The organism is Actinokineospora auranticolor (genome assembly GCF_002934265.1).
GTDB lineage: Bacteria > Actinomycetota > Actinomycetes > Mycobacteriales > Pseudonocardiaceae > Actinokineospora > Actinokineospora auranticolor.
This window is the reverse complement of sequence record NZ_PTIX01000027.1, coordinates 58,656-76,477: the sequence shown is the minus strand read 5'-3', so window position 1 is coordinate 76,477 and position 17,822 is coordinate 58,656. Positions and strand designations below refer to the sequence as shown.

The following is a 17,822-nucleotide window of genomic DNA, read 5'->3' as shown; positions in this document are numbered from 1 at the left end:
CGTTGACACCTATGCGCACTCCTACCGCGCTTCGTGCGGTGAGGGTGCCGATGCGGACGGTACTCTGGTGGGACCGGAGCTGCGCCGTCCGGCCGGGTAATGGGTCGTCATTGCCCTCACGTGCACGTCAGGGAGGGTGGAGGCCGCGTCGCGGCCGTAAGTGAATGGACCGCAAGCGCCTGCTTCGCAACCCGCTGCTGTGGATCCTGGCGGTGTTGCTGATCTACTTCGCCTTCAGCCTGCTGTTCGACGACACCCGGGGCTACGCCTCGGTGCCGACGTCGAAAGCCGTTGCCCAGATCGAGGCGGGCAACGTCAAGACCGCCGAGCTGGGCGACAAGGAACAGCAGCTCAAGCTGACCCTCAACACCCCGATCGACCAGGACGGGCAGCAGGTCACCCAGATCCTGACCCAGTTCCCGTCGAACTCGACCAACGAGATCTACAAGTCGTTGATCGGGAAACCGGGGATCGAGTTCCGCACCAGCGTGACCCAGGACTCGTTCCTGACCCAGATCCTGATCTTCCTGATCCCGCTCGCGCTGCTGTTGCTGCTGCTCATGTGGATGATGAACAACGTCCAGGGCGGCGGCAACCGGGTGCTCAACTTCGGCAAGTCCAAGGCCAAGCAGTTGCCCAAGGACATGCCGAAGACCACCTTCGCGGACGTGGCCGGTGCCGACGAGGCCGTCGAGGAACTGCACGAGATCAAGGACTTCCTGCAGAACCCGGCCCGCTACCAGGCGCTGGGCGCGAAGATCCCGAAGGGCGTGCTGCTCTACGGCCCGCCCGGAACCGGAAAGACCCTGCTGGCCCGCGCGGTCGCGGGTGAGGCCGGGGTGCCGTTCTACTCGATCTCCGGTTCGGACTTCGTGGAGATGTTCGTCGGCGTCGGCGCCTCCCGGGTGCGCGACCTGTTCGAGCAGGCCAAGCAGAACGCGCCGTGCATCATCTTCGTCGACGAGATCGACGCGGTCGGCCGCCAGCGCGGCGCGGGCCTCGGCGGCGGTCACGACGAGCGCGAGCAGACCCTCAACCAGCTGCTGGTCGAGATGGACGGCTTCGACGCGCGCGGCGGCATCATCCTGATCGCGGCCACCAACCGGCCCGACATCCTGGACCCGGCGCTGCTGCGCCCCGGCCGGTTCGACCGGCAGATCCCGGTGTCGGCGCCCGACTTGACCGGCCGCAAGAAGATCCTCCAGGTGCACGGCAAGGGCAAGCCGATGGCGCCCGACGCCGACCTCGACAGCCTGGCCAAGCGCACCGTCGGCATGTCCGGCGCGGACCTGGCCAACGTGCTCAACGAGGCGGCGCTGCTCACCGCGCGGCAGAACGGGTCGCTGATCACCGCGGCTGCCCTGGAGGAGTCGGTCGACCGGGTGATCGGCGGTCCGGCGCGCAAGAGCCGGATCATCTCCGACAAGGAGAAGAAGATCACCGCCTACCACGAGGGCGGGCACGCGCTCGCCGCGTGGGCGATGCCGGACCTGGAGCCGGTCTACAAGCTGACCATCCTGCCGCGCGGGCGCACCGGCGGGCACGCGCTGGTCGTCCCCGAGGACGACAAGCAGCTGATGACCCGCTCGGAGATGATCGCCCGGCTGGTGTTCGCCCTGGGTGGGCGCTCGGCCGAGGAGCTGGTGTTCCACGAGCCGACCACCGGCGCGTCCAGCGACATCGACCAGGCCACCAAGATCGCCAAGGCGATGGTCACCGAGTACGGCATGAGCGCCCGGCTGGGCGCGGTCCGCTACGGCCAGGACCAGGGCGACCCGTTCCTGGGCCGCTCGATGGGCCACGGCGCGGACTACTCGCTGGAGGTCGCGCACGAGATCGACGAGGAGGTGCGCAAGCTCATCGAGGCGGCGCACACCGAGGCGTGGGACGTGCTCAACACCTACCGCGACGTGCTCGACGACCTGGTCGTGGAGCTGCTGGAGAAGGAGACGCTCACCCGCAAGGACCTGGAGCGGATCTTCTCCAAGGTCGAGAAGCGGCCCCGGATCACCGCGTTCAACGACTTCGGCGAGCGCACCCCGTCGGACAAGCCGCCGATCAAGACCCGCCGCGAGCAGGCCATCGAGCGCGGCGAGACCTGGCCGGAGGACAACCCGCGCGAGCCGGTGCCGACCCCGGTCGGCGCCATCCCCGGCGCGGGCGACCTGCCGGGCGGACTGCCGCGGGCCAACCCGGAACTGCCCCAGGGCAACGGGACGAACCCGAACGGCACCCCGCCGCCCTACGGCAGCCCCCCGCCCTACGGTTCCCCGCAGCCGCCCCCGTACGGCCAGTCCACGGGCAGGCAGGGCGGTCCGCCGCACTACGGCGCGCCGCCCGGGTGGACCCCGGCGACCGGGCCCAACTCGAACGGGCCGCACCAGTCGTGGCAGCCGTCGTGGGGTGAGCGGCAGAACGAGGCCCGCGACGATTCCACTGGTCGGGATCAGGACTCCGGTGGGCGCTCGAACGGTTCCTGATGCGATGGTGGCGGCCGACAACCGGCCGCGACGATCCGGAGGTAACCGATGATGACCAGCCGTAACGGGGCCGGGACGGACACCGTCCCGGCCTCGGCCTTCGACCGGGACCGGGCCGAGCGCGCCGTGCGCGAGCTGCTCCTCGCCTGCGGTGAGGACCCCGACCGCGAGGGCCTGCTGGAGACCCCGGCCCGGGTGGCCCGGGCCTACGCCGAGCTGTTCGCCGGCCTCTACACCGAGCCCGACGCGGTGCTCGACAAGACCTTCGACGAGAGCCACGGCGAGCTCGTCCTGGTCACCGACATCCCGATGTACTCCACCTGCGAGCACCACCTGGTGCCCTTCCACGGGGTCGCGCACGTCGGCTACATCCCCAACGAGCAGGGCCGGGTGACCGGGCTGTCCAAGCTGGCCCGGCTGGTCGACCTCTACGCCAAGCGCCCGCAGGTGCAGGAGCGGCTGACCTCGCAGATCGCGGACGCGCTGGTGCGCAAGCTGGAGCCGCGCGGGGTGGTGGTGGTCATCGAGGCCGAGCACCTGTGCATGTCGATGCGCGGCATCCGCAAGCCCGGCGCGCGCACGACCACCTCCGCGCTGCGCGGCCTGCACAAGACCTCGCCGTCCACCCGCGCCGAGGCCCTCCAGCTGATCAACGGGCGCCGCCGGTGACGCGGATCCCGAGACCCGGCCGCTGCGCGGTCATGGGCGTGCTCAACGTCACCCCGGACTCGTTCTCCGACGGTGGCCGCTTCCTCGACCTCGACGACGCCATCGAGCACGGCATCGCGCTGTGGTCGCAGGGCGCCGACCTGATCGACGTCGGCGGCGAGTCGACCCGGCCGGGGGCGGACCGGGTGGCCGCGGACACGGAGATCGCCCGCGTGGTGCCGGTGATCCGCGAGCTGGTCGCCGAGGGTGCCGTGGTCAGCGTCGACACCACCCGGGCCAGGGTGGCCGAGGCCGCGGTGGCGGCGGGCGCCCAGGTGATCAACGACGTGTCCGGCGGGCTGGCCGACACCGACATGGTGCGGGTGGCCGCCGAGACCGGGGTGCCGTGGGTGCTGATGCACTGGCGCGGGCACAGCCGGGACATGGACACCCTCGCCGAGTACACCGACGTGGTCGCCGAGGTGCGCGCCGAGCTGTTGGCCCGGGTCGACACCGCGCTGGTCGGCGGGGTGTCGCCGGAGGCGATCGTGCTGGACCCGGGCATCGGCTTCGCCAAGACCGCCGCGCACAACTGGGCGCTGCTGCGCGAGCTCGGCGCGCTGCTGGACCTGGGGTTCCCGGTGCTCATCGGGGTGTCCCGCAAGCGGTTCCTGGGGGCGCTGCTGGCGGGCACCGACGGCACGCCCCGCCCGCCGCACGGCCGCGAGGACGCCACGGCCGCCGTGTCCACGCTGGTGGCGAGCGCGGGTGCGTGGGGGGTCCGGGTGCACGACGTCCGCCGGTCGCTCGACGCGGTGGCGGTGGCGGCGGCGATGGCGTGCGAGCAGGGAGAGCGATGACCGACCGGATCACCCTTACCGGGCTGCGGGTGCGCGGCCACCACGGCGTGTTCGCGCACGAGAAGCGCGACGGCCAGGAGTTCGTCGTCGACCTCACGCTGTGGATCGACCTGCGGGAAGCCGCGGCAACCGACGACCTGCGGCACACCGTGCACTACGGCGAGCTGGCCGAGCGCGCGGCCGCGGTGGTGGCCGGGCCGTCGCGGGACCTGATCGAGACCGTGGCGGCGGAGATCGCCGACGCCGAGATGGCGGACGCGCGGGTGCACGCGGTGGAGGTCACCGTGCACAAGCCGAGCGCGCCCATCCCGCTGACCTTCGCCGACGTGGCGGTCACCGTGCGCAGGAGCCGCCGCCGATGAGCCGGGCCGTGCTGTCCATCGGGTCCAACCTGGGTGACCGGTTGGCCAACCTGCGCGTCGCCGTCGACGGGTTCGCCGACGTGCTGGTCGCGGTGTCGCCGGTGTACGAGACGGCCGCCTGGGGGGTGACCGACCAGCCGGACTTCCTCAACGCCGTGCTCGTCGTCGCGGACGACGCCACCGACGAGTGGGGTTGGCTGCGGCGCGGGCAGGAACTGGAGCAGCGGGCCGGGCGGGTCCGCGAGCTGCGCTGGGGGCCGCGCACGCTGGACGTGGACGTGGTGACCGTTGATGGGGTCGTCAGTGACGATCCGGTGTTGCTATTGCCGCATCCGGGGACCCACGAACGGGCTACGGTGCTGATCCCCTGGCTGGACGTCGAGCCGGACCCGGAGGTGCCGGGCCGGGGCCGCGCGGTCGACCTGCTGGCCGGGCTGGACACCGCCGGTGTGCGCAGGCGCGACGACCTGGAGCTGCGATGAGGTTCACCCGGGCCCGAGACCTGGTGCCCGCCGGGCTGGTGGTGGCCGTCGCGGTGTACCTCGCCGCGCAGCTGCTCTACGACCGGCTGCCGCCGCTGCCCCGCCTCGCGGGGCTCACGCTGCTGGCCCTCGCCGTGGTCGAGGCGCTGTTCGGGTTCGCGCTGCGCAGCCGCATCCAGCGCGAGGAGGGGCGGTCGGTGCAGCCGCTGACCGCGGCCAGGGCGGTGGCGCTGGCCAAGGCGTCGTCGCTGCTCGGCTCGATCATGGCGGGCGCGTGGCTGGGGCTGCTGGGGTACGTGTTGCCGCAGAGCGGCCGGGTCGATGCGGCCGAGCACGACGTCACGGTGGCGGTTGTGGGCGTTGTGTGCGCGCTGGCGTTGATCGGTGCCGCATTGTGGTTGGAACACTGCTGCCGCACCCCGGATGACCCGGATGAGCGACGCGGCGACCCGATCAGGTGAATATCATCCCCGCCGTTTGATCTCGCGGAGATAACGGCCCGGTACGGTAGTGCCCATGACGGCCCGGACCGACTCCACCGCGCAGCGGGGCTCGCAGAGCGCGCGCATCCTGCTGTTCGCCGCTTTAGGCCTGGCCCTCGCGTCGACCGCGGTGCTGGTGCTGAGCGACTCCCTGCGGTGGATGCGGCTGGGAGTCGTCGCGGCGTTGTGGGCCGCGCTCGCGGGGGCCTTCCTGGCCGCCCGGTACCGCAGGCAGGTCGCCGACCGGGCCGACGACGCCGACCGGCTCCAGCGGGTCTACGAGTTGGAACTGGAGCGCGAGATCACCGCCCGGCGCGAGTTCGAGCTGGAGGCGGAGGCCGAGGCCAAGCGCAAGGCCGAGGAAGCGGCCAAGGACGACCTGGTCGAGCTGCGCGAGGAGCTGCGCTCCCTGCGGCAGAACCTGGAGCTGCTGCTCGGGGGCGAGGTGCTGGTGGAGCGCTTCGCCCTGCACGCCGAGGCCACCAGGATGCGCGCGCTGGCCGAGGACCGGTCGATCGGCCAACCCGCACGGCAGGGCGCCCAGGTCCGGCGCATCACCGCCACCGGCCGGGACCCGGAGACCGAGCTGATCCAGCGCGTCCGCCGCGAGGGCTGGCGGGACGACGACGAGCGGATCGACCCGGAGTGGCACCCGTCGTGGGAGGCGGACGGCGAGGGGCCCGCGCCCCAGCGGGGGCGGTCGAACGGCAAGAAGGCCCGCGTGCTCGCGGCGGCCCCCCGGCCTGCGGGCAAGCCGGACGCGCAGTCCACGCCGCAGCGGCCCGCCCGCGCGGCCGGTCCCGTCCAGGGACCGCAACGGGCACCCCGGTCCGCCCAGGAACACGCGGCCGCGCTGAACCACCAGTCGACCGCGGACAAGCCCGCCGCCCCACGCCAACCGGGCCGCGTCCCGGACGCGGCGGCGCCGGGATCGGTCCAGCGGAACCAGGCCCAGCGGCCGCCGCAGTCCCCGCCGACCGTCGCCGAGCGCACCGCCGCCGACCTCCAGCCAGCCCAGCCAGCCCAGGCAGCCCAGGCAGCCCAGGCAGCCCAATCCGCCCAGCGTCCCGCGACCCGCCCGGCCCCGGCCCGGCAGCCCCCGGCCGCCCAGCCCCCGGCCGCTCGCGCCGCGGACCAGTCCGGTCAGTTCCCGAACGCGGCTCGCGCGGAAGCCCAGCAGGCGGGCCACTCCGGCCAGGCTCCAGCCGCCGCCCGGCCGGATGGCCAGCGGGTGGATCACTCTGGCCAGTTCCCGACCGGGGGGCGGGCGGACGCCCAGCAGGCGGGCCGCTCGGGCCAGGCCGCTGTGCGTTCGGATGGTCAGCAGGTGGACCAGTCCGGCCGGTTCCCGTCCGGGGGACGCGCGGAAGCGCAGCAGGCGGGCCACTCCGGCCAGTTCCCGAACGCGGGCCACGGGGACGACCAGTCGAGTGCGCGGTCGGCGGGGCAGCCGCCGTTCGCGCCTGCCGCTCGTGCGGCGGGCCAAGCCCAGAGCCCCGCCCGCGCGGGTGGCAAGGCGGACAGCTCCGGTCACTTCGCGCCCGCGCGGGGTGAGAGCCACTCCGCTCAGGCCCCGTCCGGTGCTCGTCCGACCGGCAGGCCCGCCGCCGCGCCACAGGGGACTCGCGGTGGGCAGTCCGGCCACTTCCCGCCTGCTCAGCAGTCCCGCGCGGGCCAGTCCGACCACCTGCCACCCGAGGGTGGCCGCCCGGCGAACCAGTCGGGTCACTTCGCTCCCGCGTCGGCGCCCGCCGCCGCTCAGCAGGGTCCTCGCGCGACCCAGTCGACCGGCACCCACGCCGCGCCCTCCGGCCACTTCCCGCCGGTCTCGCCCCAGTCCCCGCCTGCCGCCGCGCGGTCGGCCTCCGCGCACGCCGCGCCGTCCGGCCACTTCCCGCCCGTCGCACCCGGGCACGCCTACGCCTCCGGCGCGCGGTCTGCCCACGCCGCGCCGTCGGGCCGCTTTCCGCCGGTCTCGCCTGATTCGGTGGATAGCGAGGGCGGTCGACGTCGCGCGCCCACCGGGACCTTCCCGCCGGTCAACGCACCGCAGGACAACCGCGCCGGTCGCCGGGCCAAGCCTGAGGACGAGGGTGGCCGTCGGCGTCGTGCCGAGGAGGCGCAGCCCGCTGCCGAGGACACCGGGTCCCACGCTTCCGGCAAGTCGGTCGACGAACTGCTGGCCGCTCACGGCGGCTCGACCCAGTCCCGCCGCCACCGCCGCCGTCGGGATGACGACTAGTCGCGTAGCAAGATCATCGGTATGCCTCCGGCCCCCGGTATCCACGATAGCGGCGGGTACCGACGGCGGGTGCCGATGATGATCAAGCCTGTGCACAACCCCACGACCCTCGACGAGGTGACGCGTCACGGGGCCGGGTGTCACCCGTCAGCCCTATGATCACTATCCGTGCCTGAATTGTCCCAACACCGGCATACCCCGCGTCGGCTGACCGTGCTGCTCCCCGTGGCCGGGCTGGTCCTGTTGGCGGGGTGTGGGCTCACGTTGCTCGCCCTGAGTACGGCGCGGGTGGGGTTGCTCGCCGAACTGGTCGGCGTGGGGGCCGCGTTGCTCCCCGTCGGGCCGGTCGTCGCCGCCTTCCTGTGGGTCGACCGGTGGGAACCCGAGCCCGCGCGGCTGCTCTGGCTCGCCTTCGGGTGGGGTGCCTGCGTCGCCGCGATCACCGCGTTGCTGATCAACAACACCGCGGAGGCGGTGGGGGATCTCCTGCTGGGGAAGGGGAACGGGGACAAGATCAGCGCGATCGTGTCGGCGCCGCTGTTCGAGGAGGGGCTCAAGGGCGCGTTCGTGCTGGGGATCTTCCTGTTCCTGCGGGACGAGTTCGACGGCGTGGTCGACGGGATCGTCTACGCCGGGTTGGTCGCGGCCGGGTTCGCCTTCACCGAGAACATCTACTACTTCGGCCGCGCGTTCGCCGAGTACGGCTTCGGCGACTCCCAGTCGCCCGGGGTGCTGGCCGCCTTCATCCTGCGCGGGGTCCTCTCGCCGTTCACCCACCCGCTGTTCACCGCGATGATCGGGATCGGCATCGGCGTGGCCGCCCGGACCCGCAGCCCGCAGGTCCGGATCCTGGCCCCCGTCGCGGGCTACCTCGCCGCCGCGCTGCTGCACGCCCTGTGGAACGGCTCGGCGACGCTGGGTACCGCGAACACCTTCCTCACCGTCTACTTCCTCGTCATGGTGCCGGTCTTCGGCGTCGCGGTGTACTTCCTGCACTGGCACCGCAAGCGCGAGCAGCGGATCGTGGCCGACGCGCTGCCCGCGATGGTCGACGCGAACTGGATCGTGGTGTCCGAAGTGGACCTGCTGGGCAGCCTCAAGGGCAGGCGGCAGTGGCGCAAGCAGGTCCGGGCGCATGCGGGCGCCGAGGCCGCCCAGGCCGTGGGGGAGTACCAGGCCGCGGTCAGCGAACTGGCCTTCCTCTGGCACTCCATGGCCGGGGGCACCGCCGGTCCGGCCGGGCCTGCGCGGGAAGCCCGGCTGGTCACCCTGGTGCGCGGCACCCGCAGGCGCGCGGTCGAGCTGGCCAGGGGCGACGCCTGAGCGGTGTGACCAGCGCGCCCGGTGAAGCTGGTCACCCGTGCGGCACGCGCTGTCACGGCTGCCGATACCCTCGGTGGGTCGTCCGGTACCCGCGCCGATGCGGGACTGGAACGAGGCTAGGGAGTCTGCTCGCCATGTGTCCGAAGCCCGCGCGGCTGTCCGTCGGCGTGGTGTCCGCCGGTCGGGTGGGTGCCGTGCTCGGCGCGGCGCTGGCCAGGGCCGGGCACGTGATCACCGCCGTGTCCGCGGTCTCCCGCGAGTCCCTGCGCCGCGCCGAGGAACTGCTGCCCGGCGCCGCCGTGCTGCCCCCCGACGAGGTCGCCGCCCGCGCCGACCTGGTGCTGCTGGCCGTACCCGACGACGCGCTGCCCGGCATGGTGCGCGGCCTGGCCGCCGCCGGTGCGCTGCGCGCGGGCCAGATCGTGGTGCACACCTGCGGCGCGCACGGCGTCGAGGTGCTGGCCCCCGCCGCCGAGCACGGCGCGCTCGGCCTCGCGCTGCACCCCGTGATGACCTTCACCGGCCGCCCCGAGGACCTCCAGCGGATCGCCGCCTGCGCCTTCGGCATCACCGCCGCCGACGGCGACGAGGTCGCCTGGAACGTCGCCGAGGCGCTGGTCGTGGAGATGGGCGCGGAGCCGGTCCGGGTGCCGCCCGCGGCCCGCCCGCTCTACCACACCGCCCTCGCGCACGGCGCGAACCACCTGGTCACGCTGGTCGGCGAGTGCGTCGACCTGCTGCGCGACGCGGGCGTCGCGACCCCGCAGCGGCTGCTCGGCCCCCTGCTGTCCGCCGCGCTCGACAACGCGCTGCGGCACGGCGACCGCGCGCTCACCGGGCCCGTCGCCCGCGGCGACGCGGGCACCGTGGCCCGGCACGTCGAGGTGCTCGCCGAGCACGCCCCCGAGAAGTTGCCCGCCTACCGCGCGCTGGCCGCCCGCACCGTGACCCGCGCGGTCGACGCCGGGCTGCTGCGCGCCGACCGCGCCCCGGACGTGGCCGCGGCCATCGAGGGAGAGACCCCATGACGCCCAGCTTCACCATCGGCAAGCTGCACACCCACACCTCCCCGGCGGAGCTGGGCAAGGTCACCCGGGCGCTGCGCGCGACCGGCCGCAAGATCGCCTTCGTGCCGACCATGGGCGCGCTGCACGACGGCCACCGCGAGCTGCTCAGCCGGGCCCGGCGGATCCCGAACACCGTGCTGGTGGCGTCGATCTTCGTCAACCCGCTCCAGTTCGGCCCGGGCGAGGACTTCGAGCGCTACCCACGCCCGCTGGACGCCGACCTGGCGGTCTGCGAGGCCGAGCGCGTCGAGCTGGTGCTCACCCCCGACCGCGAGGCCCTGTACCCGCCGGGTTCGCAGGTCACCGTCCACCCCGGACCGCTGGGCGACGAGTTGGAGGGCGCGAGCAGGCCCGGTCACTTCGCGGGTGTGCTGACCGTGGTCGCCAAGCTGCTCAACATCGTCCGCCCCGACTACGCGCTCTTCGGCGAGAAGGACTTCCAGCAGCTCGTCCTGATCAAGAAGATGGTCCGCGACCTCGACATGGACACCCAGGTCGTCGGGGTGCCGACGGTCCGCGAGCAGGACGGCCTCGCCAAGTCCTCCCGCAACGCCTACCTCGACCCCGACCAGCGCACCGCCGCCGTCGCGCTCTCCGCTGCGCTGGCCGCGGGCGCGCACGCGGGGCACGGCGGCGCGGGCGCGGTGCTCGCCGCCGCCCAGGACGTGCTCGACGGCACCCCCGAACTCGACGTGGACTACCTGGCCCTGCGGGGCCCGGACCTCGGCCCCACCCCCGACCGGGGCGAGGCGAGGTTGCTCGTGGCCGCGCACATCGGCGCCACCCGGCTCATCGACAACGTCCCGCTGCTCCTCGGCACCCCCGAGCTCGGGCAGCACGGTTAAGGAGTCCGCCTTGTTCCGCACCATGCTCAAGTCGAAGATCCACCGCGCCACCGTCACCCAGGCCGACCTGCACTACGTCGGCTCGGTCACCGTGGACCCGGTGTTGATGGAGGCCGCCGACCTGCTGGCGGGCGAGCAGGTGGCGATCGTCGACGTCACCAACGGCGCGCGCCTGGAGACCTACGTCATCGAGGGCGAGCGCGGCAGCGGCGTGATCGGCATCAACGGCGCCGCCGCGCACCTGGTGCACCCCGGCGACGTCGTCATCCTCATCGCCTACGGCCTGATGGACGCCGCCGAGGCCGCCGCGCACCAGCCCCGGGTGGTCTTCGTCGACGCCGACAACCGGATCGCGCACCTGGGCGCCGACGCCGGGCACGCGCCCGCCGACTCGGGCCTGCTCAGCGGCGCGGTCACCGCCGAGCCCGCCGCCGAGACGGTGGACGCGGCCAAGCTGGACGCGCTGCTCGCGCACGAGGGCGCGAGCTGACCCGGCCGTGCTGCTCACCATCGACGTCGGCAACACCAACATCGCCCTCGGCCTGTTCGACGGCGACGAGCTGCGGCACGACTGGCGGATGCGCACCGACGCCCGGGTCACCGCCGACGAACTGGCGCTGACCACGCGCGGCCTGCTCGGCGCGCACGCCGACGCCATCGATGGGGTCGCGGCGCTCTCGACCGTGCCCGCGGTGCTGCGCGAACTGCGGGCGATGCTGTCGCGCTACTACCCCAAGGTGCACCGGGTGGTCGTCGAACCGGGGGTGCGCACCGGGGTGCCGCTGCTGGTGGACAACCCGAAGGAGGTGGGCGCGGACCGGATCATCAACACCCTGGCCGCCCACCACCTGCACAGCACGGCCTGCGTGGTGGTCGACTTCGGCACGTCCACCAACGTCGACGTGATCTCCGCCAAGGGCGAGTTCCTCGGCGGGGTGTTCATGCCGGGGATCGAGATCTCCGTCGACGCGCTGGCCGCGCGGGCCGCCGCGCTGCGCAAGGTGGAGATGGTGCGGCCGCGGTCGGTGATCGGCAAGAACACCGTGGAGTGCCTGCAGTCGGGCATCATGTACGGCTTCGCCGGTCAGGTCGACGGCGTGGTCCGGCGGATCACCCGCGAACTGGCCCGCGCCGGCCACGAAGGCCAGGTCACGGTCATCGCGACCGGCGGGTTGGCGCCGCTGGTGGTGGACGAGGCCGAGACCATCGACCACCACCGCCCCGACCTCACCCTGCTCGGCCTGCGGTTGGTCTTCGAGCGGAACTCCCGCTAGCGCACCGCTCCCGGGTGCGCGGTTACCCGCCGAGCCGGGAACGGTGCCGGGTGGGGATGAGGGGGTGGGTGGTGGGAGGAATCAAGCACCGCGCTTGTAAGCGCGGACCGCGACGCAGACGAGGGGCCGGTCGAACTCGCCCTGCGAAGTCTCCGGGCGCGACCACAGGTAGGTGCGCAGCTGGTCGACCAGCTTGGCGCGCTCGGCCCCATCGATCACCAGCATGCTCGACTGCGTGCCCAGGGTCGACAACATCGACTCGACGGTGCGCCGCTGCGCGTGCGGGAAGCGGTGCTCCTCCGGTTCGGTCAGTGCTTCGTGTCTGGGCTTGTGCGCGTGGTCCAGGTTGTCCACGACCTGCCGGTCCTGCTCGCTGTTGGCGCTGGTGCGGCTGAGCCGCACCATCTCGGCCACCCACTCCACGCTCTGGTCGTCGTAGTTCCACAGCGCGCCGAACACCCCGCCGGGGCGCAGCACGCGGACGATCTCGGCGAGCGCTCCCGGGTTGTTGAACCAGTGGAAGGCCTGGCCGGTGACCACCGCGTCGAAGGACGCGTCCGGGAACGGGATCTGCTCCGCGGTGCCCGCCAGCGCGGCCACGTCCGGCAGCAGCCGGGACAGCTCGGCGCGCATGCCGTCGTCCGGCTCCACCGCGCTGACCTCCAGTCCGAAGGCCAGCAGGGTCTCGGTGAGCTTGCCGGTACCCGCCGCCAGGTCCAGCACCCGGGCCCGGTCCCCGATGACCCATTCGACGGCGTCCTCGGCGTATCCCGGGCGGTGTCGCGCATAGGCCACGGCGTTGCTCCCGAAAGAACGGGCCCGCCTGGCGAACAACTCCGGTTCCTGCATGTTTCAACCGTATCGGGTGAGGAGAAGGTGAACTGCGGCGAGGCGGGTGGACCGATCGGCGCAGGTGGGCGGCCCGTGGCGGGATGTCGCCGGGGTTTCACCCGGCGAACTGCGCTTTCCGTACAACGGCCGGTCGGAGAATGCCGACGGCGGCTCCCGTGGTAATGGGCATTGATGGCTCGTTGATGACGCGCACCCGGGTGGGCATCGCGCTCGGGGATCTCACCCGGCTCGAATGACCCGTTCGGGTATCGGGCACTAACGCAATCGCCTGGATTTGCGCTAGCCTGGCCCTCGGCGGCATTTCTCCAAGTGGCCGCATAGCCCAATGGGACGGCACCGAGCAGGCAGCAGGGCACATTCATCGCAGGAGGAGGCGCATATGGTGCAGAAGGTCACGGTGTCGCTGGTCGACGACCTTGACGGTACCGAGGCTGGGGAGACCGTGGAGTTCGGGCTCGACGGCGCGTCGTACCAGATCGATCTGTCCGTCGACAATGCGGAGAAGTTGCGCGACATCTTCGCCGACTTCGTCGAGCACGCCCGCCGTTCCGGCGGGCGCAAGCGCCAGTTGGGCAAGGCCACCCCTGGTAGGCCGCCCCGCACGGCCACCGCCGACCGCGAGCAGAACCAGGCGATTCGCGAGTGGGCCCGCAAGCAGGGCATGAAGGTCTCCGATCGTGGGCGAATCCCTTCCGAGGTTCTCGACGCTTACAACCAGCAGGCATGACAGGACGCGCTTAAGGGGCTGCCGGAGGAGGGGTCGGCAGCCTCTTGCGTTGTCGGTGATCATTTGTTAATGGGTCATCCGGGCCGTGTCGGAGTGAATTCGTCAGGCGTTCCCGTTATTCACATCTGGCCTACCGCGATGCTTTCACCGGGTGAATGAAGCAATACGTCGGGTAACCGGATCTTGGGTCGAGTGGCGTTCGGGCAGTGATTCGTGGTGCGGCGCGGGTGGCGCCGTTTCCTTTGTGGGCACGCTCCGTCGGAACCGACGGTCGCGGAGTTCGCGCGGCTTTCACGGGCAAGCGGACCGGGGTCCGGGAGCCGTCAGCGGCACTCGGCGCCGGGGTGCTCCGGTCGGCGGCCCAGCCGCGGGCAGGTCTCGCAGGCGCCCTGACCCTGGGCCAGCAGGTAGTGGAAGCAGCAGCTCTCCCGCCGCCGGGTCCACGTGGTCGGGCCGTGCTCGCCCGGCACCGGCCGCAGCGTCGAGGCCGAGGTGAACGGTGTGCTGCCCGGGCCCAGCACGAGTGCCGCGTCGAGCACGCCCGCGCCCTCGTCGCCGCCGTAGCGGCCCGCCTGCCACAGGGAGCTGTCCAGCACGTCGGTGGCCGCGGCCCACAGCATCCGCTTGCCCAGCCGCACCCGGGGTTGGTACGCCTCGACGAACCGGGCGGCGTGCGCGGCGAAGCGCCCGCGCAGCACGGCGGCCAGCGCGCGCTCGTCGGCGACCACGGTCGCCTCCGGTGTGCCCGCCGCCGGGTCGTCGGGCAGGCAGGCGAAGCGCGGGGACAGCACGGCGATGGCGTCCGGGTGCGGTCGCGGCCGCGAGAACCGGAACGCGAGGTCGGCCGGGCGCAGCGACGGCACCCGGCGCTCGTGGTGGAACAGCGTCGCGGCCACGTAGCCGGGGACCCAGAGGTACCAGGTCATCACGTAGCCCGCGGTGGTCCGATCGGGCGAATCGGCGTACCGGTCGACCAGCCAGTCGGCCAGGCCGGCGCGCCACCGGTCGAACTCCTCGGGCGTGGCGAGCAGGTCGGCGCAGCCGGTCCAGCGGTCGCGGTCGGCGGGCAGGCCGTAGCGCAGTTCGGCGCGGGCCTGCCGGTGGTTGACCCGGGCGAGTGAATCCGCGAGGAGGCCCCGGCGGCCCGTGCCCGGGGCCGCGACGCGGTAACCGGCGGTCATACCGCCCCGCCGTCCCGCGAACGGAGGCACACTGTGCTCCGCACGGCGGCCTCCTTCCACGACCATCCGCAGCCACCCGTTGTGGTGAGGCTTGCCTAACCTTACCGAGTGTGCAGGTCGTCCGCCGGTGAGGTCCAGGCCGAAAAGCCCACACTTATGAGTGGCTGTGTTCGCGCTCAGCGGACATGCCGTGTCTTGTGGAATCCGGCCGGGTAGTCGCACGTTGGGATGGGCGAAAGACCGCCTTGGGCAGCCGGGCGCGGGCGGGATGGGCTGAGAAGTGGCACTGAACGCACGAGTCGGGCCTACTACAGTGGTCCCACGGTGCTGACTCCACGGGACGGACGTGGACAAGGGCCGCCGGCGCAGCAGTCAGGGAGTGCGAATGTTCGAGAGGTTCACCGACCGCGCGAGGCGGGTGGTCGTCCTGGCCCAAGAAGAGGCCAGGATGCTTAACCACAACTACATCGGCACCGAGCACATCCTCCTGGGCTTGATCCACGAGGGTGAGGGTGTCGCGGCCAAGGCGCTCGAGTCGCTGGGGATCGCGCTCGAGGGCGTGCGGCAGCAGGTCGAGGAGATCATCGGCCAGGGCCAGCACGCGCCGAGCGGCCACATCCCCTTCACCCCGAGGGCGAAGAAGGTCCTGGAGCTGTCGCTGCGCGAGGCGCTGCAGCTCGGCCACAACTACATCGGCACGGAGCACATCCTGCTCGGGCTGATCCGCGAGGGCGAGGGCGTGGCCGCGCAGGTGCTGGTCAAGCTCGGCGCCGACCTCAACCGCGTGCGCCAGCAGGTGCTCCAGCTGCTGTCGGGCTACACCAACCAGCCCGGCAAGGAGTCCTCCGAAGGCGGGCGCGGCGAGGGCACCCCGTCCTCCTCGCTGGTGCTCGACCAGTTCGGCCGCAACCTGACCGCGTCCGCCCGCGAGGGCAAGCTGGACCCGGTCATCGGCCGGACCAAGGAGATCGAGCGGGTCATGCAGGTGCTGTCCCGCCGCACCAAGAACAACCCGGTCCTGATCGGCGAGCCCGGCGTCGGCAAGACCGCGGTCGTCGAGGGCCTGGCCCAGATGGTCGTCAAGGGCGAGGTGCCCGAGACCCTCAAGGACAAGCAGCTCTACACGCTCGACCTGGGCTCCCTGGTGGCCGGTTCGCGCTACCGCGGTGACTTCGAGGAGCGCCTGAAGAAGGTGCTCAAGGAGATCAAGACCCGCGGCGACATCATCCTGTTCATCGACGAGATCCACACCCTCGTCGGCGCGGGCGCGGCCGAGGGCGCGATCGACGCGGCCTCCATCCTCAAGCCGATGCTGGCCCGCGGCGAGCTGCAGACCATCGGCGCGACCACCCTCGACGAGTACCGCAAGTACGTCGAGAAGGACCCGGCGCTCGAGCGCCGCTTCCAGCCGATCCAGGTGGGCGAGCCGTCGCTCGAGCACACCATCGAGATCCTCAAGGGCCTGCGCGACCGGTACGAGGCGCACCACCGCGTCACGATCACCGACGCCGCCCTGGTCGCCGCCGCCACCCTGGCCGACCGCTACATCAACGACCGGTACCTGCCGGACAAGGCGATCGACCTCATCGACGAGGCGGGCGCGCGGATGCGCATCCGCCGGATGACCGCGCCGCCGGACCTGCGCGAGTTCGACGAGAAGATCGCGGACGTGCGCCGCGAGAAGGAGTCCGCGATAGACGCGCAGGACTTCGAGCGGGCCGCCAAGCTGCGCGACAACGAGAAGCAGCTGCTCTCGCAGAAGGCCGAGCGGGAGAAGCAGTGGAAGGACGGCGACCTCGACGTCATCGCCGAGGTCGACGACGAGCAGATCGCCGAGGTGCTGGCGAACTGGACCGGCATCCCGGTCTTCAAGCTCACCGAGGAGGAGACCTCCCGCCTGCTGCGCATGGAGGACGAGCTGCACAAGCGGATCATCGGCCAGGAGGACGCGGTCAAGGCCGTGTCCCAGGCGATCCGCCGCACCCGCGCGGGCCTCAAGGACCCGAAGCGCCCCTCCGGCTCGTTCATCTTCGCCGGCCCGTCCGGTGTCGGTAAGACCGAGCTGTCCAAGGCGCTGGCGCAGTTCCTGTTCGGCGAGGACGACGCCCTCATCCAGATCGACATGGGCGAGTTCCACGACCGCTACACCGCCTCGCGGCTCTTCGGCGCCCCTCCCGGGTACGTGGGCTACGAGGAGGGCGGCCAGCTGACCGAGAAGGTGCGGCGCAAGCCGTTCTCGGTCGTGCTCTTCGACGAGATCGAGAAGGCGCACCAGGAGGTCTACAACACCCTCCTGCAGGTGCTGGAGGACGGCCGCCTGACCGATGGCCAGGGCCGCACGGTGGACTTCAAGAACACCGTGATCATCTTCACCTCGAACCTGGGCACCCAGGACATCTCGAAGGCCGTGGGCCTGGGCTTCACCAGCGGTTCGGACACCAGCTCGAACTACGAGCGGATGAAGAACAAGGTCAACGACGAGCTGAAGAAGCACTTCCGCCCCGAGTTCCTCAACCGCATCGACGACATCATCGTCTTCCACCAGCTCAACGAGCAGCAGATCATCTCGATGGTGGACCTGATGATCGCCCGCGTCGAGACGCAGCTGAAGAACAAGGACATGGCCCTCGAGCTGACCGACAAGGCCAAGAAGTTGCTGGCCAAGCGCGGGTTCGACCCGGTGCTGGGCGCCCGCCCGCTGCGCCGCACGATCCAGCGCGAGATCGAGGACCAGCTCTCGGAGAAGATCCTGTTCGGCGAGATCGAGCCGGGCCAGATCATCATCACCGACGTCGAGGGTTGGGACGGCGAGGAGGCGAGCGCGGACAAGGCGCACTTCGTCTTCCGCGGCGAGCCCAAGCCCACCCGCGTCCCCGACTCCCTCCCGGTCGAGCTGTCGGCCTCCGGTGGCTCGGACGCGAACGACGCCCCCGAGGCCGCGGGCGAGTAAGCAGTACGACGACACCGGAGGCGGCCTCCCCGTTCGCGGGGAGGCCG

At 72.0% G+C, this 17,822-nt stretch carries 16 protein-coding genes; 14 read left to right on the top strand and 2 right to left on the bottom strand.

The window, feature by feature from the left end; all coding sequences use genetic code 11:
• Positions 1–164: 164 nt before the first annotated feature.
• The 12 genes from ftsH to CLV40_RS31605 all read left to right on the top strand — a co-directional run bounded on the left by ftsH (position 165) and on the right by CLV40_RS31605 (position 12,065).
• The gene (gene ftsH / locus CLV40_RS31660) at positions 165–2,480 is read left to right on the top strand and encodes an ATP-dependent zinc metalloprotease FtsH (RefSeq protein WP_104482688.1); all 2,316 of its coding nucleotides are present in this window, start codon (positions 165–167) and stop codon (positions 2,478–2,480) included.
• A gap of 48 nt (positions 2,481–2,528) precedes the next feature.
• The gene (gene folE, locus CLV40_RS31655; RefSeq protein WP_181043859.1) at positions 2,529–3,149 is read left to right on the top strand and encodes a GTP cyclohydrolase I FolE; all 621 of its coding nucleotides are present in this window, start codon (positions 2,529–2,531) and stop codon (positions 3,147–3,149) included.
• Positions 3,146–3,988, top strand: coding sequence for a dihydropteroate synthase (gene folP, locus CLV40_RS31650; RefSeq protein ID WP_245931682.1), 843 nt, complete (start codon positions 3,146–3,148; stop codon positions 3,986–3,988). Before folE ends, folP begins: the two co-directional genes overlap by 4 nt.
• Entirely contained in the window at positions 3,985–4,350 is a 366-nt protein-coding gene (gene folB, locus CLV40_RS31645; RefSeq protein ID WP_104482686.1) for a dihydroneopterin aldolase, read from the top strand. Before folP ends, folB begins: the two co-directional genes overlap by 4 nt.
• The gene (gene folK, locus CLV40_RS31640; protein ID WP_104482685.1) at positions 4,347–4,832 is read left to right on the top strand and encodes a 2-amino-4-hydroxy-6-hydroxymethyldihydropteridine diphosphokinase; all 486 of its coding nucleotides are present in this window, start codon (positions 4,347–4,349) and stop codon (positions 4,830–4,832) included. Before folB ends, folK begins: the two co-directional genes overlap by 4 nt.
• The gene (locus tag CLV40_RS31635) at positions 4,829–5,293 is read left to right on the top strand and encodes a DUF3180 domain-containing protein (protein ID WP_104482684.1); all 465 of its coding nucleotides are present in this window, start codon (positions 4,829–4,831) and stop codon (positions 5,291–5,293) included. The genes folK and CLV40_RS31635 overlap by 4 nt, the downstream gene beginning before the upstream one ends.
• Before the next feature lie 55 nt (positions 5,294–5,348).
• Positions 5,349–7,556 carry a DUF6779 domain-containing protein gene (locus tag CLV40_RS31630; protein WP_104482683.1) on the top strand — a complete coding sequence of 736 codons (2,208 nt, stop codon included), beginning with the start codon at positions 5,349–5,351 and terminating at the stop codon, positions 7,554–7,556.
• A gap of 213 nt (positions 7,557–7,769) precedes the next feature.
• The gene (locus CLV40_RS31625) at positions 7,770–8,879 is read left to right on the top strand and encodes a PrsW family intramembrane metalloprotease (RefSeq protein WP_104482682.1); all 1,110 of its coding nucleotides are present in this window, start codon (positions 7,770–7,772) and stop codon (positions 8,877–8,879) included.
• Between the two features lie 134 nt (positions 8,880–9,013).
• Positions 9,014–9,907: a Rossmann-like and DUF2520 domain-containing protein gene (locus tag CLV40_RS31620; RefSeq protein WP_104482681.1), complete on the top strand. Its 894-nt coding sequence runs from the start codon at positions 9,014–9,016 to the stop codon at positions 9,905–9,907.
• Positions 9,904–10,791 carry a pantoate--beta-alanine ligase gene (gene panC / locus CLV40_RS31615; RefSeq protein ID WP_104482680.1) on the top strand — a complete coding sequence of 296 codons (888 nt, stop codon included), beginning with the start codon at positions 9,904–9,906 and terminating at the stop codon, positions 10,789–10,791. The genes CLV40_RS31620 and panC overlap by 4 nt, the downstream gene beginning before the upstream one ends.
• Before the next feature lie 10 nt (positions 10,792–10,801).
• Entirely contained in the window at positions 10,802–11,281 is a 480-nt protein-coding gene (gene panD / locus CLV40_RS31610) for an aspartate 1-decarboxylase (RefSeq protein ID WP_104482679.1), read from the top strand.
• 7 nt (positions 11,282–11,288) lie between these two features.
• Complete coding sequence (locus tag CLV40_RS31605; protein ID WP_104482678.1) at positions 11,289–12,065, top strand: type III pantothenate kinase; 777 nt, start codon at positions 11,289–11,291, stop codon at positions 12,063–12,065.
• A gap of 81 nt (positions 12,066–12,146) precedes the next feature.
• On the opposite strand, the gene CLV40_RS31600 is transcribed toward CLV40_RS31605, so the two are convergent.
• Positions 12,147–12,914 carry a class I SAM-dependent methyltransferase gene (locus CLV40_RS31600; protein WP_104482677.1) on the bottom strand — a complete coding sequence of 256 codons (768 nt, stop codon included), beginning with the start codon at positions 12,912–12,914 and terminating at the stop codon, positions 12,147–12,149.
• Positions 12,915–13,296: 382 nt separating this feature from the next.
• Here CLV40_RS31600 and CLV40_RS31595 point away from each other — a divergent pair, with 382 nt between their 5' ends.
• On the top strand, positions 13,297–13,644 hold the full coding sequence (locus CLV40_RS31595; protein WP_104482676.1) for a histone-like nucleoid-structuring protein Lsr2: 348 nt from the start codon (positions 13,297–13,299) through the stop codon (positions 13,642–13,644).
• A 323-nt stretch (positions 13,645–13,967) separates the two neighbouring features.
• Here CLV40_RS31595 and CLV40_RS31590 read toward each other — a convergent pair whose 3' ends face one another.
• Positions 13,968–14,825, bottom strand: a complete 858-nt coding sequence (locus tag CLV40_RS31590) for a (2Fe-2S)-binding protein (RefSeq protein WP_104482675.1) — start codon at positions 14,823–14,825, stop codon at positions 13,968–13,970.
• 385 nt (positions 14,826–15,210) lie between these two features.
• Here CLV40_RS31590 and CLV40_RS31585 point away from each other — a divergent pair, with 385 nt between their 5' ends.
• The gene (locus CLV40_RS31585) at positions 15,211–17,775 is read left to right on the top strand and encodes an ATP-dependent Clp protease ATP-binding subunit (protein ID WP_104482674.1); all 2,565 of its coding nucleotides are present in this window, start codon (positions 15,211–15,213) and stop codon (positions 17,773–17,775) included.
• The last annotated feature ends 47 nt before the right edge of the window (positions 17,776–17,822 follow it).